The 22,444-nt window shown below is 36.3% G+C and carries 21 protein-coding genes; 20 read left to right on the top strand and 1 reads right to left on the bottom strand.

The window, feature by feature from the left end:
- Positions 1 to 56 precede the first annotated feature (56 nt).
- From Bccel_RS18240 to Bccel_RS18185, 12 genes are all read left to right on the top strand, one after another.
- Positions 57 to 800, top strand: coding sequence for a F0F1 ATP synthase subunit A (locus Bccel_RS18240; RefSeq protein WP_322786994.1), 744 nt, complete (start codon positions 57 to 59; stop codon positions 798 to 800).
- 12 nt (positions 801 to 812) lie between these two features.
- Positions 813 to 1,043, top strand: a complete 231-nt coding sequence (atpE, locus tag Bccel_RS18235) for an ATP synthase F0 subunit C (protein ID WP_036936831.1) — start codon at positions 813 to 815, stop codon at positions 1,041 to 1,043.
- A 129-nt stretch (positions 1,044 to 1,172) separates the two neighbouring features.
- Positions 1,173 to 1,673: a F0F1 ATP synthase subunit B gene (gene atpF / locus Bccel_RS18230; RefSeq protein ID WP_338053610.1), complete on the top strand. Its 501-nt coding sequence runs from the start codon at positions 1,173 to 1,175 to the stop codon at positions 1,671 to 1,673.
- A complete protein-coding gene (locus Bccel_RS18225) occupies positions 1,673 to 2,203 on the top strand; it encodes a F0F1 ATP synthase subunit delta (RefSeq protein WP_036936837.1) in 531 nt (176 codons plus the stop codon). The genes atpF and Bccel_RS18225 overlap by 1 nt, the downstream gene beginning before the upstream one ends.
- A 177-nt stretch (positions 2,204 to 2,380) precedes the next feature.
- Entirely contained in the window at positions 2,381 to 3,892 is a 1,512-nt protein-coding gene (gene atpA / locus Bccel_RS18220; RefSeq protein WP_036936841.1) for a F0F1 ATP synthase subunit alpha, read from the top strand.
- Between the two features lie 12 nt (positions 3,893 to 3,904).
- Entirely contained in the window at positions 3,905 to 4,783 is an 879-nt protein-coding gene (gene atpG / locus Bccel_RS18215; protein ID WP_036936844.1) for an ATP synthase F1 subunit gamma, read from the top strand.
- 162 nt (positions 4,784 to 4,945) lie between these two features.
- Entirely contained in the window at positions 4,946 to 6,340 is a 1,395-nt protein-coding gene (atpD, locus tag Bccel_RS18210; RefSeq protein ID WP_036936847.1) for a F0F1 ATP synthase subunit beta, read from the top strand.
- A gap of 11 nt (positions 6,341 to 6,351) precedes the next feature.
- Positions 6,352 to 6,759, top strand: coding sequence for a F0F1 ATP synthase subunit epsilon (locus Bccel_RS18205; RefSeq protein ID WP_036936850.1), 408 nt, complete (start codon positions 6,352 to 6,354; stop codon positions 6,757 to 6,759).
- A 61-nt stretch (positions 6,760 to 6,820) separates the two neighbouring features.
- On the top strand, positions 6,821 to 7,549 hold the full coding sequence (locus Bccel_RS18200; RefSeq protein ID WP_036936854.1) for an ABC transporter ATP-binding protein: 729 nt from the start codon (positions 6,821 to 6,823) through the stop codon (positions 7,547 to 7,549).
- Complete coding sequence (locus Bccel_RS18195; protein ID WP_036936856.1) at positions 7,539 to 9,188, top strand: putative ABC transporter permease subunit; 1,650 nt, start codon at positions 7,539 to 7,541, stop codon at positions 9,186 to 9,188. Before Bccel_RS18200 ends, Bccel_RS18195 begins: the two co-directional genes overlap by 11 nt.
- Position 9,189: 1 nt before the next feature.
- Positions 9,190 to 10,308, top strand: a complete 1,119-nt coding sequence (locus Bccel_RS18190) for a DUF3810 domain-containing protein (protein ID WP_050753614.1) — start codon at positions 9,190 to 9,192, stop codon at positions 10,306 to 10,308.
- A 64-nt stretch (positions 10,309 to 10,372) separates the two neighbouring features.
- On the top strand, positions 10,373 to 10,813 hold the full coding sequence (locus Bccel_RS18185; RefSeq protein ID WP_036936858.1) for a PPC domain-containing DNA-binding protein: 441 nt from the start codon (positions 10,373 to 10,375) through the stop codon (positions 10,811 to 10,813).
- A gap of 31 nt (positions 10,814 to 10,844) precedes the next feature.
- Here Bccel_RS18185 and Bccel_RS18180 read toward each other — a convergent pair whose 3' ends face one another.
- Positions 10,845 to 11,060 carry an FmdB family zinc ribbon protein gene (locus tag Bccel_RS18180; RefSeq protein WP_036936861.1) on the bottom strand — a complete coding sequence of 72 codons (216 nt, stop codon included), beginning with the start codon at positions 11,058 to 11,060 and terminating at the stop codon, positions 10,845 to 10,847.
- A gap of 503 nt (positions 11,061 to 11,563) precedes the next feature.
- On the opposite strand from Bccel_RS18180, the gene Bccel_RS18175 reads away from it, so the two are divergent.
- The 8 genes from Bccel_RS18175 (at position 11,564) to Bccel_RS18140 (ending at position 22,301) form a co-directional block, all read left to right on the top strand.
- Positions 11,564 to 12,670, top strand: a complete 1,107-nt coding sequence (locus Bccel_RS18175) for a D-alanine--D-alanine ligase (protein ID WP_036936863.1) — start codon at positions 11,564 to 11,566, stop codon at positions 12,668 to 12,670.
- 35 nt (positions 12,671 to 12,705) lie between these two features.
- Entirely contained in the window at positions 12,706 to 13,512 is an 807-nt protein-coding gene (murI, locus tag Bccel_RS18170; protein ID WP_036936865.1) for a glutamate racemase, read from the top strand.
- Positions 13,513 to 13,786: 274 nt separating this feature from the next.
- Positions 13,787 to 14,254: a YwiB family protein gene (locus tag Bccel_RS18165; RefSeq protein WP_036936867.1), complete on the top strand. Its 468-nt coding sequence runs from the start codon at positions 13,787 to 13,789 to the stop codon at positions 14,252 to 14,254.
- Positions 14,217 to 15,971, top strand: a complete 1,755-nt coding sequence (gene argS / locus Bccel_RS18160; RefSeq protein ID WP_036936869.1) for an arginine--tRNA ligase — start codon at positions 14,217 to 14,219, stop codon at positions 15,969 to 15,971. Before Bccel_RS18165 ends, argS begins: the two co-directional genes overlap by 38 nt.
- 170 nt (positions 15,972 to 16,141) lie before the next feature.
- Entirely contained in the window at positions 16,142 to 16,822 is a 681-nt protein-coding gene (locus Bccel_RS18155; RefSeq protein WP_036936871.1) for a lysoplasmalogenase family protein, read from the top strand.
- A 327-nt stretch (positions 16,823 to 17,149) separates the two neighbouring features.
- Entirely contained in the window at positions 17,150 to 17,581 is a 432-nt protein-coding gene (locus tag Bccel_RS18150; RefSeq protein ID WP_050753613.1) for a MarR family winged helix-turn-helix transcriptional regulator, read from the top strand.
- Positions 17,582 to 17,715: 134 nt separating this feature from the next.
- Positions 17,716 to 19,443 carry an ABC transporter ATP-binding protein gene (locus tag Bccel_RS18145; protein WP_036936873.1) on the top strand — a complete coding sequence of 576 codons (1,728 nt, stop codon included), beginning with the start codon at positions 17,716 to 17,718 and terminating at the stop codon, positions 19,441 to 19,443.
- A gap of 950 nt (positions 19,444 to 20,393) precedes the next feature.
- On the top strand, positions 20,394 to 22,301 hold the full coding sequence (locus tag Bccel_RS18140) for an ABC transporter ATP-binding protein (RefSeq protein WP_242853056.1): 1,908 nt from the start codon (positions 20,394 to 20,396) through the stop codon (positions 22,299 to 22,301).
- Positions 22,302 to 22,444 lie beyond the last annotated feature (143 nt).

Genomic DNA, 22,444 nt, shown 5'->3' with positions numbered 1-22,444 from the left:
TTATAATAGATTATTCAATTAATAAAGTAGTACAATTTTTCAAGAAGGTGATGCAGATGAATAGTGAAGAATTAATGCATAAAATGCAGTTTAGAGGGTATGATATCAACGTTTTTGGATTTCACATTCCTATTTCCGATTCCATTATAGTAATGTGGATAGTAATGGCTTTTCTAATCATCGTTTCGATTATATTTACCAGAAAACTGCGTATGGTTCCTACTGGGAAACAGAATGTCGCCGAAACTATAGTAGAGTTTGTGAATAACTTTACAAAGGGCAGTCTCGGGCATCATTGGAGGCCATTTGCACCTTACTTTGGCACTCTTCTTCTTTTCTTATTATTCGCAAATATTATATCCATATTTAACATAATTCCTACCGGTAAGGGTATTGCTGAATTTACAGGCTTAAGTTTTCTAGAGCATTTGCCTGAAATAGCACCACCAACAAAGGATCTCAACGTAGCAGGTGCTTTGGCTGTTATGTCTATAGTTTTGGTTTTGTTTGCCGGAATAAAATATAAAGGACCTAAAGCCTGGCTGAAAAGCTTTTTGGAGCCACTTCCAATAATGCTTCCATTTAAAATAATGGAGTATTTTGTAAGGCCTTTGTCGCTGACTCTTCGTCTATTTGGTAATATTCTAGCAGCTTTTACTATTATGGAATTGATTTATTTTGCTGAGCCATTTTTGTTACCTGGCGTATTCAGCATATATTTTGATTTGTTTGATGGTGGTCTTCAAGCATATATATTTGTGTTCTTGACTTTACTTTATGTTGGAGAAGCTATTGAGTAAGGAGGTGAAACAATGGAAGGTTCAGGTTTAATTGCAATTGCGGCAGGTCTTGCTGTTATGACTGGTTTGGGAGCAGGTGTAGGTATAGGAATTGCTACATCTAAAGCTGCAGAAGCTGTTTCAAGACAGCCTGAGGCATCTGGTAAAATTATGTCCATAACTCTAACAGGTTTGGCTTTGGCAGAAGCAACAGCCATATATGGACTATTGATTGCCATACTGCTTTTCACAAAAATAGGATAATACAAGTTTTTACCGTTTGATTGTGTGGGAGGAGACTCCCACACAAAATTGATTGAGTCAATAGGTTCTTCATGATTAAGGAAGAACTGATACTATAGATTGTTTTGATATAATGTTCATTATGAAAGGATGAATCAAGATATGTTAATTTATTTTGAAAAATTTAGATTCATTTTAGTATTTATCAATTTGTTAGTTTTGTATTTTTTCCTGAGGAAGTTTTTATTTAAGCCAGTTACTCAATACATGGAAAATAGAACAAATATGATAAAGGATTCGTTGGATAATGCTGAAAGAACCAAGCAGGAAGCCAATGGACTCAAACAGAAGTATGAAGAAGAGCTAAGAGCATCTAAAAACCAAGCAGATCAGATCATTAATGATGCAAGAGCTAAAGCAAATAAGGAATATGAGGAAATATTAAATAGTGCAAGAAAAGACGCTGAGGCAATTCTTGCAAGGGGTAGAGAAGAGATTGAACGTGAAAGGGCTCAGATGATAAAAGAAGTAAGAAGTCAGGTTACAGGTCTGGCACTTGTTGTTGCTTCTAAGGTGGTTGAAGCAAACATGGACAATGAAAAGAACAGGGTATTGGCAGAAAAATTTATTGATGAGGCAGGTGCAGCATAATGCCCTTAATTGATAAAAGGTATGCAGAGGCATTAGTTGAGATTGCTGATAACGCCAATGCAATTGATGAATTTCAGCATGAACTGGTGGAAATAATAGGTATATATAAAGACCAACAGGACTTCAGGTTGTTTCTTAATAATCCTGAGGTGAAGATTGACACTAAAAAGGAAACTTTAAAGAGTATTTTTTCAAAAGACTTAAGGCCGGAGATTTTGAATTTTTTACTGTTGCTTTTAGATAAGGACAGGATTAAACACTTGCCTGGAATAAATGATGAGTTTATAAAGCTGGCAGATATTAAACGAAATACACTTAATATGACTATTATATCTGCTGCTGAGTTGGATGAATTGCAGATAACAAAGATTAAGGAAAAATATGGTAAGTTGTACAGTGCCACAAGCGTTAAGGCAAGTGTAGAAATAGATCAAAGTCTTATCGGAGGAGTAAAGGTAAAAATAGGAGATAAAGTAATTGATGGCTCTGTTAAAGGCAGGCTTGAAAGCATTAAAGAACTTTTAGGTTAAAATCATTAATCCCGCATTTAACAGATTAGGCATGCCCTAAATATAACTTACCGTATAATTTCGCTTACGTGTTAACTTAACTCGTGAACACACGCTCAAAACGGTAAGTAATATTTCATTCATGCCTTAGCGAAGAGAAAGTTTCTATGATATATATTTTTTAACGAGGTGAAAAAGATGAATTTGAGACCTGAAGAGATTACTTCGATAATAAAACAGCAAATAGAAAATTATGGGGTAAAAACAAAGACTGATGATGTTGGTTATGTTTTGCAATCAGGTGACGGAATAGCCAGAATCTATGGTTTGGAAGGCTGTATGTATGGTGAGCTTCTTGAGTTTGAAAATGGCATACGCGGAATGGCTCTTAACCTTGAGGAGGATAATGTCGGATGCGTTCTTTTAGGGGATGCAGAAGGGATTAAGGAAGGCACAAGTGTAAAACGTACAGGTACGACGGTTCAGGTGCCTGTTGGTAAAGAGCTCATTGGAAGAGTTGTTAACCCGCTAGGTATTCCATTAGATGGAAAAGGCGAGATAAAGACTACAAAGTTTAGACCGCTGGAATATTTGGCACCAGGTGTTGTGCATAGAAAATCTGTTAATACTCCTCTTCAAACAGGTTATATGGCAATTGATGCTATGATTCCTATAGGAAGGGGCCAAAGAGAGCTTATCATAGGTGACAGACAGACTGGTAAAACTGCCATTGCAATAGACACAATAATTAACCAAAAGGGTAAAGATGTTATTTGTGTATATGTAGCAATCGGACAGAAAGCTTCAACCATAGCAGGTATTATTAATACCCTTGAAGAATTCGGTGCTATGGAATATACCATTGTAGTATCATCTACTGCAAGCGAAATGGCTACAGTTCAGTATATAGCACCTTATGCCGGATGTGCAATGGCAGAGGAGTTTATGTACAATGATCATAGAGATGTTCTTATAATATATGATGATCTTTCAAAGCATGCTGTTGCATACAGAGCAATGTCGCTGCTTCTTAGAAGACCGCCGGGAAGAGAAGCTTACCCTGGGGATGTATTTTATCTGCACTCAAGGCTTCTTGAAAGAGCTGCAAAACTCAGCGATGAATTAGGAGGCGGTTCAATTACTGCACTTCCAATAATAGAAACACAGGCAGGGGACGTTTCTGCGTATATTCCTACTAATGTTATATCTATTACTGACGGTCAGATATTCCTTGAATCGGAGCTTTTCTATTCAGGGCAAAGGCCGGCTTTGAACGTTGGTATTTCGGTATCCAGGGTTGGTGGAGCTGCTCAGATTAAAGCCATGAAGAAGGTTGCAGGACCACTCAGAATTAACCTTGCACAGTACAGAGAATTGGCTGTTTTTGCCCAATTCGGTTCTGATCTTGATAAAGCCACCAGAGAAAAGCTGATGCAGGGTGAAAGACTAATGGAAACATTAAAACAGCCGCAATATTCGCCTATACCTGTTGAGCATCAGGTAATAATACTTTATGTGGCATCCAACAAGTATTTGATGGACATTGACGTAAAGGATGTCAGGAAGTTTAACTCAGAGCTTATTAAATATATGGATGAAAAATATCCTCAGGTTGCGAAGGCCATAGCTGAAACAGGTGAATTGAAAGCCGAAACGGAAGAGAGTCTTAAAAAGGCTATAGATGAGTTTAAAAAGGACTTCAAGAGGTAAGGTGGTGCTGTTATGGCAAATATGAGAGAAATTAAATCAAGAATTAAAAGTATAAAGGAAACAAGGCAAATTACAAAGGCAATGAAGCTTATTTCCGCTGCCAAATTAAAAAAAGCCAGACAGCAGCTTGACCAGACAAAGCCTTTCTTTGATAAGGTTAGGGCTACTATTGGCGACATATTAATGCACAGCGGAAATTTAGATAATATATTTTTTGACCTAAGAAATGAAAAAGAGGGCAAGAAAAAGTGTTATGTAATAATTACAGGAGATAAGGGACTTGCCGGAGGGTATAACCACAATATTATCAAGCTTTCAGAAGGTGAGTTAAAGAAACACCCTGATTCACTCCTTTTAGTTGCAGGTCATATGGGAAGAGGTCATTTTGTAAGGAAGAAATACAATGTGGATATGGAATTTGATTATCCTGTACAAAATCCAACAATATATAGAGCCAGGGATGTTGCTGAAAAAATATTAGGATTGTTTAAAAGCGGAGAAGTGGATGAAGTATTCCTTATTTACACAAAGATGGTGACTTCCATAACCCTTGAACCTGTATTGATGCAGTTACTGCCTTTAACTATAGAAGATCTGAGAGAAGATGTAAATGCTGCAGAGGTTAAGATTGATGAAAGTCTTGCTTATGAACCGTCTCCTCAAGCTGTCTTTGATGTGCTTATTCCCAAATATGTCAAGGGCATCATATACGGTGCATTGGTTGAGGCTTTTACAAGCGAACAGAATGCCAGAATGTCGGCAATGGATAATGCAACTACCAATGCAGATGAAATGCTCAAGATTTTGAATCTCAACTATAATAGAGCAAGGCAAGCAGCGATTACCCAGGAGATATCAGAAATAGTGGGGGGAGCTGCAGCTTTAAGCTAAGTAATGATTGAAGGATTACTTCCCATACTGAGCGTGTGTTCACGAGTTAAGTGAACACGGAAGCGAAGTTAGGGGAAGTTATTTCCTCAACAATACAAGAAATATCTAAGAAATGATTGAGGAATTACAATATATATTACTTTTGAACGGAGTGAGAAGATTATGGCTCTAAATGTTGGAAAGATAATGCAAATAATCGGCCCTGTTATAGATATCAGGTTTGAAAGCGGCAAGCTGCCCAAAATATACAATGCTATAAATATCGAGAGGAGCGGAAATGCCGCCGTTGTTGTAGAGGTTATGCAGCATCTTGGAAATGATACTGTAAGATGTGTTGCCATGTCATCAACAGACGGGCTTGTAAGAGGGCTGGATGCTGTAGATACTGGAGCACCCATCAAGGTTCCTGTCGGTAAGGAAGTTTTGGGCAGGGTATTTAATGTACTTGGGGAGACTGTTGATGAAGCCGGGGATGTAAAATCCAACATACAGTATCCTATTCATAGACCGGCACCAAGTCTTGAAAACCTTAAGCCGTCAACTGAGATTCTTGAAACAGGAATCAAGGTTATTGACCTTTTAGCACCATATGCAAAAGGTGGTAAAATAGGACTCTTTGGTGGTGCAGGGGTTGGAAAAACGGTTTTAATTCAGGAACTAATAACAAACATAGCAAATGAGCATGGTGGATTCTCAGTATTTACCGGTGTTGGAGAAAGAACTAGGGAAGGGAATGACCTCTGGGTAGAAATGAAGGAATCAGGGGTTCTACAGAAAACAGCCATGGTTTTCGGTCAAATGAATGAGCCGCCTGGAGCAAGAATGAGAGTTGGTCTTACGGGACTTACAATGGCGGAATATTTCAGAGATGAATTGGGTCAGGACGTTTTGTTATTCATAGATAATATATTCAGATTTATTCAGGCTGGTTCAGAAGTTTCGGCTTTGCTGGGAAGAGTTCCGTCAGCCGTTGGTTATCAGCCTACTCTTGCAACAGACGTTGGTGAATTGCAGGAAAGAATAACATCGACAAAGAAGGGTTCAATAACATCCATACAGGCTGTTTATGTACCTGCCGATGACCTTACCGACCCTGCTCCTGCAACTACGTTTGCCCATCTTGATGCAACTACGGTTTTATCCAGACAGATAGTTGAAGAAGGTATATATCCTGCTGTTGACCCGCTTGACTCCACATCAAGAATTCTTGATCCGAGAATATTGGGAGAAGAGCATTATTCGGTAGCGTTAAAGGTTCAGGAGATACTTCAAAGGCTCAAGGAACTTCAGGATATTATAGCAATCCTCGGTATGGATGAGCTTTCAGAGGAAGATAAATTGACGGTTTACAGAGCAAGAAAAATAAAGAGATTCCTGTCTCAGCCATTCTCTGTTGCTGAAACATTCACAGGCTATAAAGGAAAGTATGTTCCTGTAAAAGAAACAATAAGAGGATTTAAGGAAATAATTGACGGTAAAATGGATGATATTCCGGAATCATGCTTCTATATGAAAGGAACTATTGATGAAGTATATGAAGAAGCCAAGAATATGTAGGGGGTGTGATTATGGCATCCATGTTTAAGCTTGAAATTGCTACACCGGATAGAAAATTCTTTTCCGGCGAGGTGGAAATGGTAGTACTAAAGACGCCTGAAGGAGAGATGGGAGTTTTAAAGGACCATGCTCCTACGGTTGTTGCTATAGCTATAGGTCCTATTAGGATTCTACAGAACGGAGAGTGGCTGGAGGCTTTCTTAAGTGAAGGTTTTATGGAGATTACAAAGGAAAAGACAGTTATACTTTGTGATACTGCAGAATGGCCCAATGAGATAGATGTTAACAGGGCAAAAGCTGCAAAAGACAGGGCAGAGGAAAGGCTCCAAAGACAGTTATCCCAAATGGAATATATTAGATCAAGGACAGCTTTAGCAAGAGCTATGGCAAGATTAAAGGTTACAAAATCCATAAAATAAGGATAACAGGCTGCTTCTAGATGAAGCAGCTTTTAATTTAAAATCGGAAGGACTGTAAAAAATGATTGAACTTAGCAATGTTAATAAAACGTACAATGGAAAATTGAAGGCAGTTGACAATCTCAATTTGGTGGTCAAAAAAGGAGAAATATTTGGCTTTCTTGGGCCTAATGGAGCTGGAAAAACTACGACAATAAAAATGATAACAGGCATAATAGGCTGTGACAGCGGGGCTATAAAGATAAATGACGTTGATATCAATAGAAGCCCTATAGAAGCCAAAAGACAGTTTGGTTTTGTTCCTGATGACCCTAATATATTTTTGAGATTGAAGGGAATTGAGTATTTAAATTTTATGGCAGATATCTATAATGTATCTGCAGCCGAGAGGAATACACGGATTGAGGAGTTAAGCAAGAGGTTTGAAATGGTTAATGCTCTTACAGATCCTATTCAAAGCTACTCCCATGGTATGAGACAGAAAATTGTTATAATGGGTGTTTTAGTTCATAATCCGTCTGTATGGATATTGGATGAACCAATGACAGGTCTTGATCCTAAATCTTCGTTTGTATTAAAGGAAATGATGCGGGAGCATGCAAATAAAGGCAAAACTGTATTTTTCTCAACTCATGTCCTTGAGGTTGCAGAAAAATTGTGTGACCGGGTTGCTGTTATAAACAATGGTAAAATTCTTTTTTGCGGTACCCTTGAAGAGTTGAAGATACATTTTAAAGGGGAAGAATCGTTGGAAAAAATGTTCTTGGAGATGACTGGAAATGAAAACTAATACTATTTTACTAGCAAGAATACTTTTGAAGGGCAGCGGAAATGCATCCGAAAGTAAACGAAAATGGATTTTATGGATCATTCTCGGGGTGGCATTTTTGCCCATGATAGCACAGTTGGGCTTTTTTACCTCAATTTCATATGATGTTTTAAAGAACATGAAAATTGAGACACTTATTCCGGCAATAATTCTTGCACTTACCAGTTTTGTGGTGTTCTTTTTTGGAATTTTCTATATTCTAAACACATATTACTTTACAAAGGATATAGAAAGCCTGCTGCCATTACCGTTAAGACCTTTTGAAATAATAGGTGCAAAGTTTATTGTTGTAACAATTTACGAGTATTTGACTGAAATTGTCGTACTGGCTCCTGTATTATTGGTATATGGAGTTAAAAGCGGAGGCGGGATTCTGTATTATTTATATGCTGCTGTAATATTTTTAACCCTTCCGGTTATACCTTTGGTTATTTCTTCGCTTATAATAATGCCTTTAATGAGGTTTACCGGACTTATAAAAAATAAAGACAGATTTAGGTATTTTGCCAGCATAATAGCAATTGGTATAGGTGTTGGGGTTCAGTTTGGGGTAAGAAGGTTTGTTGATGGAAACCTTGACCAGGGAAGACTTGAATCCACATTGGCACAACTGGAAAGAAACGTTAGTACAGTTACATCTTTTTTTCCAAGTGCAAAATATGCTGCTATGTCCCTAATAAGGAGCGTTGATGTTGCAGGAATTATAAACATGCTGTTATTCCTGGGTTTAACTGCAATAATACTTATAGTGTTCTTATACTTAAGTCAGATATTGTATTTTAAAGGAGTCATGGGAATATCTGAAACCGGTTCAAAAAGAAGAGCAATGAGCAATATGGAGCTTAAGCGTGCTACAGAAAAGAGACCTGTTGCTTTTACTTACTTTTTAAAAGAGATAAGAATTATATTAAGAACCCCGCCATACTTTATAAACTGTATACTTGGTAATTTTATATGGCCTGTAATAATATTAATATCGAGTTTTTCAAATTCGAATAATGGTATGAGCCTTGAGCAGTTAGGAAGCATTATAAGGCAAAACGGAGATAATGGCCTTATTTTAGCAATCGGTTTTGCATTTTCTGTGTTTTTGTCTTCAAGCAACAGTGTTACATCTACCGCGATATCAAGGGAAGGGCAGAACATGTACTTCAATAAGTACATACCTTTAGGGTATGATAAGCAAATCCTTATGAAGGTTATGTCCGGAGTGGCAGTAGGTGTTTTTGGCGTAAGTATAACACTAATTTTCATGTGTTATATGATAAAACTTAGCATTTATACAGTGACACTTATGTTTGTAGTTGGATTGATAGGAATAATATTCAGCTCGTTTACCGGAATAGTCTTTGATTTAATTAATCCTAAATTGAACTGGGATAATGAACAAAAAGCAGTAAAACAGAATTTTAATGTTCTTTTTAATATGTTAGCCGGCATAATATTTGCAGGAGCCTTTATAGCATTAATTTTTGTTACTGGATTAAATCTTTTACAGACCTTTATAGCATCAATTTTGATATTCGGTACATTTATTGCTTTGTTATATTATCTTGTTTCTACAATAGGTGTAAAACTATTAAAAAGAATAGAGGGATAATATGGATTTAAAAATTAAGAGGAAAGGTTTATTGAAAAGATTTATTATTATAATGCTTATCCCTTTAGGGGCGGCGTTGTTTTATGGGACAGCTTACACCCCCCAATTAATTGAAAAATACTATTCCAATCTATTAGGTAAAAAATTTGTCCAGTTTATCAGTACTATAACGGGAATATTTCCCTTTTCAATTATGGAGCTTTTGGAGATAGGGCTTATATTATATATTATATACAATATTGGAATGTTGTTTTATAGGCTTGTCAAACAAAAAGGAAATAGAAAACAGATTACAATAAAATTTTTTAAAAAGGTATTTGTAATTATTTCAATTGTATATATAATATTTATTGCCGGCTGGGCATTAAATTATAACAGGTATCCATTTTCGAAAATAGCTTCATATGATACAAGTAGTGTTAATATTGATGAGCTTGTGGAAGTTTGTGACAATCTTATAATCAAAACTAATGAGTTAAGGCTCAAGGTAAAAGAAAATCAAAATGGAATTATGGTTTTGGAAAAAGGTAAAGGCAATGCTTTAAATACTGCATATAAAGGGTATGAAATTTTAGCAAAAACATATCCTGAATTAAAAGGAGACTTTGGAAAGCCAAAGGGTATGTTGTTTTCAAAAGTTATGTCAATGCAGGGCTTGGGTGGAATGTATTGTCCTTTCACAGGAGAGGCAAATATCAATATGGATATGCCTGATTCATCTATTCCTTTTGTGATATGTCATGAGATGGCTCATCAGCGTGGTTTTGCCAGAGAAGATGAAGCAAATTTTGTCGGCTTCCTGGCAAGTCAGGAAAATCCGAATGTGGAGTTTAAGTATTCAGGGGCCGTTGCTGCACTGAACTATGCTATGGATGCTTTATTTGAAAAGGATAGAGAACGTTTTAACACTTTAAGAGAAAAGTTCAGCCAGGAGGTTAACAGGGATTTAAAAGCAAGAAATACATACTGGAAGAGCTTTGAAGGCGTAGTAAATAAGGTTTCAAATGCTGCTAATGATGCCTATTTAAAGGTGAATAGGCAAAAAGACGGTACCGAAAGCTATGGAAGAATGGTTGATTTGTTGATATTCCAAAATAGGGAGCAAAAGCTGTTTAAATAAAACATGCTGAATACTGTTTGTTATGGCTAAGTAAAATTTTTATTTGAAATAGGGAGGAAAAGGTTTGCAGTACAGGGAAGGAACAATGGGAAGGATATTTGTTGTAAAAGTTGAAGATGGGGATGAACTTATAGAGTCCATTAAAAAGGTAGCTGAAGAAGAAGAGATTAAGACTGCTGCATTCATTATGTTGGGTGCATTAAAGGGTGCTTCATATGTATCTGGGCCTAAAGAACCTGTTTTACCGCCTGAGCAGATATGGAGAAGCTTTTCTGATGGAAGGGAAATAATGGGCGTAGGTACTATATACAAGAGTGACAATGAGCCCTCAATTCACCTTCATATTAGTATAGGAAAAGGAGAGGAAGCCCATGTAGGATGCCTTAGAGAGGCTGGGCAAGTTTATATAGTTGTAGAGGCAGTTATATTTGAGATAAATGGAATAGAAGCAGAAAGAATATTTGATAAAAATTTAGGCTTGAAAACTATTAAGTTTATAAACTAAGGCATGATAACCCCAAATGAAATGCCATTTATTAATGACCGCAGCAGCCGTTGCACTTATGAATATTTGGACATTCAGTGGAACTATTTTTTCTTGATTGAATAATATTTATGTTTCTAAATAGGGTCTCAAGTTCATTACTGCCACATTTTAGGCAGGTAATCAATTTGTTGTCCCTATCGCTCATTTTTGCCATTATGTTAAACTCTTCACCGCATTTTTTGCATTTTAAATCATAAAATGGCATGTTTGGTACCTCCTTGAAAATAATTTTTTATCCACGCCTTAACAACTTTTCATATATAATATAGCATAGCATGTAAAAGCATTCAACGGTAATTTGCCAACAGAATTTATGCATACCTTTGTCTATAAATATCGAACTTAAAAAACTTTAAAGGATGGTATTTATAATAAATAGGACTGTACATAAGGTGTACTAGGTGATAGAATAATAGTATATTAAGATTATTTAATCTTAACCTTTCTAAAATTTCGTTTCATTATTATAATTCAAGATTTTTATACATTTACATTTATAAAATAGTTTAGTATTTTTATGTTTAGGAAATTATAACCTATGCAATAGACTGTGATATATTATGCAATTCTGTAATTATTTTATTTCCCTAAAAAACTTGAAGTTGCGGTACTTAAATAGTAAAATTAGAAATATATATTTTATTAGGCTTTCTTATATTGTCAAAACGTTGAAAATTCAATGTTTTGCATGTTAAAAGGGGAATAAATATGAATAAAAAAATCAGAGTTGCAGTAATTTTCGGAGGACAGTCCACAGAACATGAAGTGTCACGGGTATCAGCAGAGTCTGTAATTAGGAATATAAACAAGGATAAATTTGATGTAGTAATGATTGGAATAACTAAAGAAGGTAAATGGCTTAATTATAATGGACCTGTAGAAAAACTTGGCAGCGGGGAATGGGAAAAAGCTGCAGAACAAAATCAAATAGCTTGCAGCACACAGAATACATTAGCAGAAGCTGCTTCCGCCAGGAGCATTTTTAACGCAGCAGGTGTTGATGTCAGTGATAATAAAGGCATAGATGTTGTTTTTCCGGTGCTGCATGGTGCAAATGGTGAAGATGGCACCATTCAGGGGTTATTTGAACTTGCAGGCATACCATATGTGGGTCCTGGTGTTTTAGCATCAGCCGTTGGAATGGATAAGGCATTTACTAAGATAATTTTTGAAAAAGAGGGAATACCTCAAGGAAAGTACCTTGTTTTTAATAGAAAATCGTTGAAAACCAATTTGGATGATCTAGTTTTACAAGTTGAAGGTACATTGGAATATCCTTGTTTCGTAAAACCTTCCAATTCAGGATCTTCCGTAGGAGTGGGAAAGGCACGCAACAGGCAGGAATTGATAGATACATTATTTGAGGCAGCTAAGTACGATAGAAAGCTGCTTGTTGAGGAATTTATTGATGGTAGGGAAGTTGAGTGTGCCGTCTTAGGTAATGATGATCCTGTTGCATCTACAGTTGGAGAAGTAGTTCCTTGTAATGAGTTTTATGACTATAAGGCAAAATATATAGACAACAACTCAAAAATAATAATTCCAGCTGATTTAAAGGACTCTACCATAAATGAAATAAGGGACTACGCAGTACGTGCTTTTAAATCTTTAGACTGCTCGGGATTATCAAGGGTTGATTTCTTTGTTCATAAGGATTCGGGCAATGTTTATATAAATGAAATAAATACACTGCCTGGGTTTACCAGTATAAGCATGTATCCCAAGCTTTGGGAAGCATCGGGAATACCATATGGTGAGCTGATTGAAAAGCTTATAGATCTTGCTATAGAAAGATTTAATGAAAAGACTATTTAGATTTGGATAAAATGTAATAATTGGGGGACTAACAAATGGACAACAGACCGATTGGTGTCTTTGATTCAGGGTTGGGAGGTCTAACGGTATTAAAAGAATTAAAATGCCTTATACCAACTGAGAGTGTTGTATATTTCGGCGATAGCGGAAGAGCACCTTACGGTACTAAATCAAAAGATACCATTGTTAAATATACTTTTCAGGATATCAGGTTCCTGTTGAATCAGGATATAAAAATGATAGTAATTGCTTGCAATACAGCTAGTGCGTGCAGTTTAAAACTTGTGAAGGATAGTTTTGATATACCGGTCATTGAAGTTACAGAACCGGGTGCAATAACAGCGGTCAATGAAACAAAAAATAAAAAAATAGGTGTAATTGGAACAGTTGCAACAATTAGCAGTGGTGTATATGAGAGGGCTATTAACAGACTCGACAGCTCAATAGAAATAGTGCAGAAGGCTTGCCCGCTATTTGTACCGCTGGTTGAAGAAGGGTGGTGGGAAAACGATATAGCTTTTAGAATTGCTGAAGAATACCTGGAACCTTTGAAAAAAGAAGGAATTGATACCCTTGTTATGGGATGTACCCATTATCCAATGCTATATAATACCATATCAAAGGTGATGGGGGATAAAGTGAAGCTTGTAAGTTCAGCCCTGGAGGTTACCAAAGTAGTCCGTAATATATTAGGTGAGATGGACATTATGAGGGATGAACGTATTAATCCGGTTTACAGGTATTATACTAGTGATAGTGTTGAGAAATTTGAAAGCCTTGGAAGTGCAATATTGGAAAGTGATATCCACTCAGCTGAAAAGGTTGATATTGAAAAGTATTGAAGCGAGTGTGCTAAGGCTAAAAACTTAGTCATGAATAATGTTTCCATAATTTAAATGCTTAAGTTTTTAGCCTTATGAATAGCGTTACAAATATTAAGGCGGCGCTTTTCATATATAAAAGATTTCTTAAAGATAATGATATAATTCTTTTCCTACGGGTAAAGTTTAGTCATATACATGTTTAAGAGGTCAAACAAGTATATATAGAAATGGGAGATGAAGTGGTAAAAATAACAGCAGCCCAATGAGGCTGACTTTGCTGGAGGTGTGCTCTATGAAAAAGTATGTAATAATTTCCGTTAAGGGAACACAAACTTCAAATAATCAGAACACAAACATACTTGAGCTTGTTACCGAAGGAAAATACTACAAGAAAGGCAACGCTTACTTCATTACCTATAAAGAGAGCGAAGTTACCGGAATGGAAGGGACCACAACAACCTTGAAAATATCCGATGGTGTAGTAACACTTATGAGATTTGGATCTGTAAACTCCCAGTTTATATTTGAACAGGGGCAGAAACATCTTTCATACTACGATACCACTTATGGAACATTTACTGTAGGAGTATATGCAAATGAGGTGGAAGTAAATGTTAATGATGAAGGCGGAGAAATAAAGGTTGATTATCAGCTTGAAATAGATAATAATAAATCTGGAGAAAATGATTTTCATATGTTTATTAGAGAGGCAGGACGTATTAATGACAAATGTTATACAGAATTTAACGGAGGAAATTAAAGAAGTTATATCAAAGTCTCTTATAAAGGCTTATAACGAAGGTGAATTGCCCCAGGTTGAAGTGCCTGAAATTATTATTGAGATACCTAGGGAAGAAGAACACGGTGAGTTTTCTACAAATATAGCCATGCAGATTACCAAGCAGGTCAAGAAGGCACCCAGGCAGACAGCTGAGATTATTATCAAAAATATGGAATTGCAAGATACATATATTGAGAAGGTTGAATGTGCGGGACCGGGGTTTATTAATTTTTATTTAAATGTTAAATGGTTATATGATACCATAAAGGTTATTCAAGCTGAGAGAGAGAACTACGGTAAGATTAATATCGGTAATGGACAAAAGGTTATGGTAGAGTTTGTAAGTGCAAACCCTACCGGGCCTCTTCATATGGGTAATGCTAGAGGCGGTGCTTTAGGCGATTGTATTGCAAATGTCCTTAAGGCAGCGGGCTATGATGTAACAAAGGAATTTTATATAAACGATGCTGGAAACCAGATTGAGAAGTTTGGAAAATCCCTTGAAGCAAGATATCTTCAATTACTGCTCGGGGAAGATGCGGTTGTATTCCCGGAAGACGGGTATCAGGGTGAGGATATTGCCGACCACATGAGGGATTATATAGCATTAAATGGGGACAAGCTCTTAAAGGTTGAACAGGTAGAAAGACAAAAGATTCTTGTTGAATATGCTCTCCCCATCAATCTGGAAAGAATCCGCACAGCACTTAAGAATTATGGAATAGAGTTTGATGTATGGTTTTCTGAAAAGTCTCTTTATGACAGCGGTGAGCTTCAGGAGACCTTGGACTTTATAAAAGAAAAAGGTTATGCGGTTGAAAAAGAAGGAGCAATATGGTTTAAGGCTACAGAATTCGGCATTGAGAAGGATGAGGTTATAGTCAGGAATAACGGACTGCCAACTTACTTTGCATCTGATATAGCCTACCATAGAAACAAATTTTTAAAGAGGAAATTCGACAGGGTTATAAACCTGTTAGGTGCCGATCATCACGGGCATGTTGCCAGAATGAAGGCTGCAGTATCGGCAATGGGTATTGATGCAAACAAGCTGGATGTAGTTCTGTTCCAGCTTGTAAGGCTGTTTAAAAATGGGGAAGCCTACAGGATGTCCAAGAGGACAGGGAGGGCAGTATCCTTGAATGACCTAATAGAAGAGTTAGGTAAGGATGGTTTAAGAAGTGACGAAGAAGCTATTGTATATGGTAAGGATGCTGCACGCTTCTTCTTCAACATGAAAGCTTCAGGAAGTCATTTGGATTTTGATATGAGCCTTGCAGTAGAGAAGTCAAATGAGAATCCTGTTTTCTATGCACAGTATGCTCATGCAAGGATTTGCAGCATTATTACAGGAGCTAAGGAACAAGATGGTGTAGAGCTACCGGATATAGGTTCTGTAGATCTTGCACTTTTAAATACAAAGGAAGAGCTGGCTCTAATTAAAGCTTTGGCACAGTTCCCGGAAGAAATAAGGATAGCTGCCAATACTTTGGAACCTAGCAGATTGACTCGTTATGTACTCGAGGTTGCAGGGTATTTGCATGGATTTTACCAAGCATGCCGTATTAGAAAGCAAGAGGAAAGCATTATGAAGGCAAGGCTGCTGCTCATAGATTGTACCAGGATTGTAATTCGCAACGTGCTTTCCATTCTCAGTATAAGTGCACCTGAAAAGATGGAAAAACAGGAGGATTAAGGCTTTGAAGTCTTTAATTCCGGAGTAAATGATGAATAGATAACCAGCTGTGTATATTATAATCGGCAGGTTATCTATTTTCTATTGTAGTACTGTAAGTTTAATGGTATAATGTTCCTAATCCGGCATGGATCCAATACCCTTTAATGTTATATATCGGGAGGTCAATTTTGTACAGAATAATATTTTTACTGCAATTTTTATTCCTTATAGGCGGAATAGTTTATACAGGTGGAGAGACTGTTCCGACAAGCGTTTCAATAATAGTAAGTATTTCTTTTCTTGTTATGGCAGTAATTCAGGCTATACTTGATAAAAGTATATATTCAAAGATTATTGCAGTTGTTTCTGGGGTTTATTTGGTTGGAAACCTGGTATTGGCAAATATTTTGCCATTTGGACTCATGGTAGGTATGGGGATTTACTTTGTAGCACAGGCAGTTACTATTTTTTGTTTTGCTAAGACATCGAAAGAATTAAAAAAGCCTTTTATTAATATAAGCTTTGTCGCAGGAACGATAATTTACAGCATATTGGTGACCATAGCATGGTGGATATTTTTTGAGCCTACGAAAAATTCAGAGCCCCTTATTTTTATAGCATTGGTTTACGGTATCTGGCTGTCGGTAATGGCAGCATCAGGGCTTTCGTTATTTTATAGTGATAGAAGATATATATTTACTGCAATAGGAAGTTTTGTATTTGTGGTATCTGATTTTGTTGCTGGTATTGCAGATATTGCCGGTAAACATGTTCCTTATAAGGTTAACATTGTTTGGATTACATATGTCATTGCAATCGGCGGTATTATATATAGTAAAAATTTGCTGGCTAATAGAAAGAAATCATGAGCTATATAAAGTGGTAATCTTTTAATGTTTATAATATCAAAATGTATATCTTACAATATCTTTTATTCTTATCCATATTCATTTATAAATAGGTTATGTTATTAATTATATACTTGAAAGTGTTGTCAAATATATGATTAATAGCATAACTTATTTTGGCTTTCTTAAATTCACCGTTAAAATAAATCAATTGAAATTATGATTAATAAGTATTATACTTATTAATAGTTATTAATCATAACAATTATTAATTATAATAATGTTCTGATTTAATTATGCCTGGGGAGTTATGGAGGATATGATTTTGTTCATAGGGAGGTGAAAGTCATGGAAAGGGAAAAGTTGGTCGAGAAGTTTCTCGTCTTTTTTCCTCTTATTTATAAAAAACTGATGAAGGATATTCCTGCTTCTATTATTTCAAAGCAGAAATTCGGACTTTTACAAATTATTCATAACCATGATTGCAATACTATGAGTTATTACAGCAAGAAAATTATGATATCAAAACCTAATCTTACAGTTATGGCGGATAAACTGATAGAAGAAAATCTTATAGAGAGAACATACGACCCTAATGACAGGAGAGTGATTATTCTTAAAATAACTGAAAAAGGAAAAAACATGCTTGAGAAGCATAAAATAAAGATTAGGGAAGTAATTGTTAAAAAGTTTGATATGTTGAGTGATGAGGAGATAAATAGGCTTAATGAATTGGTTGATGAAATGGAAAGTATTTTAACGAAAATGATAAAAGATTAAAATTTGCATTGAATTTTACTTGTCATTTATTATTCATTTATAGCGAATTATATGAACCCAAAATAATTAATTATATAAAATCTATTTATTCATATAAGTAATGATACTTATTTAATAGAAGGAGTTGAATCACAGTGATTAGATTGTACAGATTTCTAAAGCCCTTTACCGCTATGGTAATTGGCGTGTTCCTTTTTGTATTTTTACAAACATTAGGAGATCTATATCTTCCAACATTGATGTCAGATATTATTAATGACGGTGTTATGCAGGGGGATACCGATAAGATTTTGCAAATTGGCGGATTAATGCTTTTAGTTGCAGGAGGCGGCGTTATTTGTGCCATTATTGCCAGCTTCTTGTCTTCAAAAGCAGCTGTTGGGTTGGGTACTGTACTAAGAAGCAAGGTTTTTAAAAGAGTAGAGAGTTTTTCATTGCATGAGTTCGATAAAATAGGTACAGCAACTCTTATAACAAGAACTACAAACGATATTAACCAGATTCAAATGGTTACAATACTAATAATGCGTATGATGATTTCTGCACCTATGATGGCAATAGGCGGGATTATTCTTGCGATGAGAAGGGATAAACCTTTAACTCTCGTGCTTGCGGTTGCGATACCTTTGTTAGGAATTGTTATTGGATTGATTGCCTCAAAAATGATACCTCTTTTCAGAATGGTTCAGGTAAAAATTGATAGGATTAATCTTATTTTACGTGAAAAACTTACGGGTATAAGGGTAATTCGTGCATTCAACACAGTGGAACGTGAGTCAAAACGCTTTGATGAAGCTAATGTTGATCTTACAGAAAACTATATAAAAGTCAATAGGATTATGGCTTTTATGATGCCTACCATAATGCTTATAATGAATTTTACTTCCTTGGCTATTCTGTGGTTTGGGGGTATACGTATAAGCGAAGGAAATATGGATTTGGGACAATTGTCCGCATTTACGCAGTATGCTATGCAGATCATGTTTTCAATGCTGATGCTTGCAATGATGTATATAATGGTACCTCGTGCCCAGGCAGCAGCAGTAAGAATTAATGAAGTGCTTGATACTGTTCCTGAAATTGTTGATCCTAAAAATATAAAAGATTCTTATTCAGGAAAAGGTTATATAGAGTTTAGGGATGTAACTTTTAGTTATCATGGTGCAGAAGAGCCTGCTTTAAAAAATATATCTTTTTCAGCAAAACCTGGTGAAGTTACTGCTATTATAGGAAGTACGGGTGCCGGTAAATCTACGTTGATAAATCTTATTCCAAGGTTTTATGATATTGACAGCGGAAGTATTATTATAGATGGGGTTGACGTAAGGGATATGTCACAGGAAAACCTTCGTGCCAAGATAGGTTTTGTACCTCAGAAAGCTGTTCTGTTTTCTGGAACCATAACAGACAATATAAAATTTGGTAATGATGGTGCCACAGATGCCGAGATTAAACACGCCGCTGAAATAGCACAGGCAGCTGAGTTTATAAATGGTATGGATAGTGGCTATAATCATGAAATTGCCCAGGGAGGTACTAATGTATCGGGTGGACAGAAGCAGCGTCTCTCAATAGCCCGTGCACTTGTAAGAAAGCCTGAAATATACGTTTTTGATGATAGTTTCTCTGCTTTAGATTTCAAAACAGATGCAAAGCTTAGGGCAGCATTAAAAAATGAAATAGCCGAATCCACAGTAATTATTGTTGCACAGAGAGTAGGTACTGTTATGGATGCAGACAGGATTATTGTAATGAATGAAGGAAAAATTGCGGGAATGGGAACACATAAGGAATTGCTTAATACATGTGATGTATACCGTGAAATTGTATCCTCACAGCTTTCAGAGGAGGAAATAGCATGAGCGAACAAAAAATAGACAATAAATCTATGCAGAGAAGAAGAGGCGGGCCTATGGGCCCCGGCTTCGGAATGCCTGCAGAGAAAGCCAAAAATTTTAAAGGGTCTTTCAAGAGACTTGTATCATATTTGAAACCCCATAAGATTAATTTAATTATCGTATTGGTTTTTGCCATTTTAAGTACGACTTTTTCCATAGTTGCTCCAAAAATAACTGCGAAGGCAACTAATAAGCTTCAGGATGGCTATATGGCAAGAATGATGCTTTCCCAAATTGGGAGCGGGCAAAAAGAAGGACTAAAAAATATTGATAAGATGATGTCGGAAGCACAACTTAAGGCAGTGGATCAGATCCACAAGCAAATGTCTGATGTACAGAAAAAAGCAGTAAATCAGATTGAGATTCAAATGGCAGATATGCAAAAAAAGATGGTAAGTCAGCTGCAGCAAATGCAAGCTGCTGCCATGAAACCAGGAGCAAATGCTGCTGCAATTAGAGCTCAAGCACGTCAAATGGGTCCTGCTGCCATTGGTGCAACACAGGAACTGATGAAGCTTCCAATGATAGAAACAATTGCTGATCCACAGAAAAAGGCGGATGTTATTAAAAAGATGCTTGGTCTCTTGGCTAAAATACCTAATTTGGAGCAGAATGCCAATGACAACTCTCAGCAGATAAGTTCCAAGAACTTAAACACTGTTTCCAACTTATTGAAACTTCCTGATATTGATTCTATAAGTGATTTGGAAAAGAAGAATAACACAATTGCAGCTTTAATCGACATACTGGGCACAATGCCCAAGACTGAGCAGAGTTCTCAGCAAAATCAGCAAATTGATCCTAAGATGATGACATCCTTAAAGGATTTTATTATGCTTCCCATGATCAATACTATCGAAAGTGCTGATAAAAAAGCGGAAATTATTAAAAAAATGACAGAAATGTCAAGTGCTATGCCTAAAAACAACCAGCAGGATGATAAAACGGCTCCCCAGAATGGACAGCAGCTTGATGAAAAATCAGTTGCAGCTATACAGGAATTTTTAAAGCTCCCAAATTTGGGAGTACTTAAAAGTGGAGACCAGAAGGCTGATACAGTTGAGAAAATAACTGATTTGGGTAAAAAGGCACCTGTTATATATTATTTTATGTTCAAAGATTCTATTGACAAAGGTTCAAAAGAAGATGCGAGCAAAGAAATGAAATTTACAGATGACCAGGTTAAAGGAGCAATCAGGGCTATAAGGGAAACCAATGGTGAATACGACTTCCGTTATATTGGAATGATCGCATTGATACTAATAGGAATTTATGTGATAAGTTCATTATTCAGCGTAATAATGGGGCTTGTAATGTCCGGTGTTGCACAGAAGACTGTTCGTGATTTGAGAAGAGAAGTGGACAGTAAGCTTAACAGACTTCCCTTGAAATATTTTGACATGCATCCTCATGGTGATATATTAAGTCGTGTAACTAATGATATTGATACAATATCAACAACATTGCAACAAAGTTTGACACAGATTATAACATCTGTTATTACTATTATTGGATACATTATAATGATGTTTACAATAAGTGGTGTGCTCACGTTGATTGTACTTGTAACACTTCCTCTTTATATAGTTGCTACAGCAATGATTGCAAAGAAATCACAGAAATACTTTGCAGCACAACAGAAAGAACTTGGCCAACTCAGTGGGCATGTAGAAGAAATGTATACCGGTCATAAGATAGTTAAAGCATTTGGACATGAAAAGGACTCTATAGAAAAGTTTGAAGAAATAAATGTTAAATTGAGTAGTGCCGGTTGGAAAGCACAATTTGTATCAGGTATCATGTTCCCTCTTATGAATTTCATAGGCAATATAGGTTATGTTGGCATAAGTATCGTTGGAGGTATATGGATTACAAGAAGTATTCTTGGCTTGGGTGATATTCTGGCATTTATACAATACTCCAGACAATTTACAATGCCTATAGTTCAGACAGCCAATATTGCCAATATTATACAGTCTACAATAGCGTGTGCAGAGCGTGTATTTGAAATTCTTGATGAAGAGGAAGAAATTCCTGACAGCAAAGATGCTGTTGTATTAGATAATCCAAAAGGAGAAGTAAAGTTTAAGAACGTTGATTTCTGCTATAAGGAGGATGTTCCTCTTATTGAAAACATGAACCTTGATGTTAAGCAAGGACATACAATTGCTATTGTTGGTCCCACAGGAGCTGGGAAAACAACCCTTGTTAACCTGCTAATGCGTTTCTATGAATTAAATGCAGGAGAAGTTAGCATTGATGACACCAATATAGTAAACATAAAACGTAATGAACTGCGGAAAATGTTTGGTATGGTTCTGCAGGACACATGGCTTTTTAATGGAACAATAAAAGACAATGTAGCCTATGGGAAAGAAAATGCCACTATGGATGAGATAGTACGTGCAGCAAAGGCAGCACATGCAGATCACTTTATAAGAACACTGCCTGAAGGCTATGACACAGTTCTTAATGAAGAAGGTACAAATATTTCACAAGGGCAAAAACAGCTTCTTACCATAGCACGTGCCATACTTGCAGATCCTGCAATTCTCATTCTCGATGAGGCTACCAGCAGTGTCGATACCAGAACAGAAGTACTGATACAAAAGGCGATGGCAAACCTTATGAAGGACAGAACAAGCTTTGTTATAGCTCACAGGCTTTCAACCATCCGTGATGCTGAATTGATACTTGTTATGAATAAGGGAACCATAATTGAAATGGGTAACCACAAGGAACTGTTGGCAAAGGGCGGTTTCTATGCAGACCTCTATAACAGCCAGTTTACAGGGGCTAATCTTGAAAGCGAGGCTGTATAAAGCCATTGTTTAGCGGCAGAAGATTAGAAGCTGATGAAGATGAAAATAATGTTTTACAAATCAAAATTTAGTGTTAGAATCAAATAGTACGATATGTAAAACACTTTAAATTCTCTTTAATAAATTTAAAGTGTTTTACATAT

The organism is Pseudobacteroides cellulosolvens ATCC 35603 = DSM 2933 (assembly GCF_001262605.1).
GTDB lineage: Bacteria > Bacillota > Clostridia > Acetivibrionales > DSM-2933 > Pseudobacteroides > Pseudobacteroides cellulosolvens.
Note: the sequence above shows the minus strand (reverse complement) of the source record. Positions and strands in the feature narration are given on the sequence as shown.

Bases quoted from the DNA above. Each gene is read 5' to 3' on its own strand.
- Bccel_RS18225 (WP_036936837.1), top strand. From the start codon at position 1,673: ATGCCCTTAATTGATAAAAGGTATGCAGAGGCATTAGTTGAGATTGCT.
- Bccel_RS18195 (WP_036936856.1), top strand. From the start codon at position 7,539: ATGAAAACTAATACTATTTTACTAGCAAGAATACTTTTGAAGGGCAGC.
- Bccel_RS18175 (WP_036936863.1), top strand. From the start codon at position 11,564: ATGAATAAAAAAATCAGAGTTGCAGTAATTTTCGGAGGACAGTCCACA.
- Bccel_RS18140 (WP_242853056.1), top strand. From the start codon at position 20,394: ATGCCTAAAAACAACCAGCAGGATGATAAAACGGCTCCCCAGAATGGA.
- Bccel_RS18190 (WP_050753614.1), top strand. From the start codon at position 9,190: ATGGATTTAAAAATTAAGAGGAAAGGTTTATTGAAAAGATTTATTATT.
- Bccel_RS18205 (WP_036936850.1), top strand. From the start codon at position 6,352: ATGGCATCCATGTTTAAGCTTGAAATTGCTACACCGGATAGAAAATTC.
- atpG (WP_036936844.1), top strand. From the start codon at position 3,905: ATGGCAAATATGAGAGAAATTAAATCAAGAATTAAAAGTATAAAGGAA.
- Bccel_RS18200 (WP_036936854.1), top strand. From the start codon at position 6,821: ATGATTGAACTTAGCAATGTTAATAAAACGTACAATGGAAAATTGAAG.
- atpF (WP_338053610.1), top strand. From the start codon at position 1,173: ATGAATCAAGATATGTTAATTTATTTTGAAAAATTTAGATTCATTTTA.
- murI (WP_036936865.1), top strand. From the start codon at position 12,706: ATGGACAACAGACCGATTGGTGTCTTTGATTCAGGGTTGGGAGGTCTA.
- atpE (WP_036936831.1), top strand. From the start codon at position 813: ATGGAAGGTTCAGGTTTAATTGCAATTGCGGCAGGTCTTGCTGTTATG.
- Bccel_RS18240 (WP_322786994.1), top strand. From the start codon at position 57: ATGAATAGTGAAGAATTAATGCATAAAATGCAGTTTAGAGGGTATGAT.
- Bccel_RS18150 (WP_050753613.1), top strand. From the start codon at position 17,150: ATGGAAAGGGAAAAGTTGGTCGAGAAGTTTCTCGTCTTTTTTCCTCTT.
- atpA (WP_036936841.1), top strand. From the start codon at position 2,381: ATGAATTTGAGACCTGAAGAGATTACTTCGATAATAAAACAGCAAATA.
- Bccel_RS18165 (WP_036936867.1), top strand. From the start codon at position 13,787: ATGAAAAAGTATGTAATAATTTCCGTTAAGGGAACACAAACTTCAAAT.
- atpD (WP_036936847.1), top strand. From the start codon at position 4,946: ATGGCTCTAAATGTTGGAAAGATAATGCAAATAATCGGCCCTGTTATA.
- argS (WP_036936869.1), top strand. From the start codon at position 14,217: ATGACAAATGTTATACAGAATTTAACGGAGGAAATTAAAGAAGTTATA.
- Bccel_RS18180 (WP_036936861.1), bottom strand. From the start codon at position 11,060: ATGCCATTTTATGATTTAAAATGCAAAAAATGCGGTGAAGAGTTTAAC.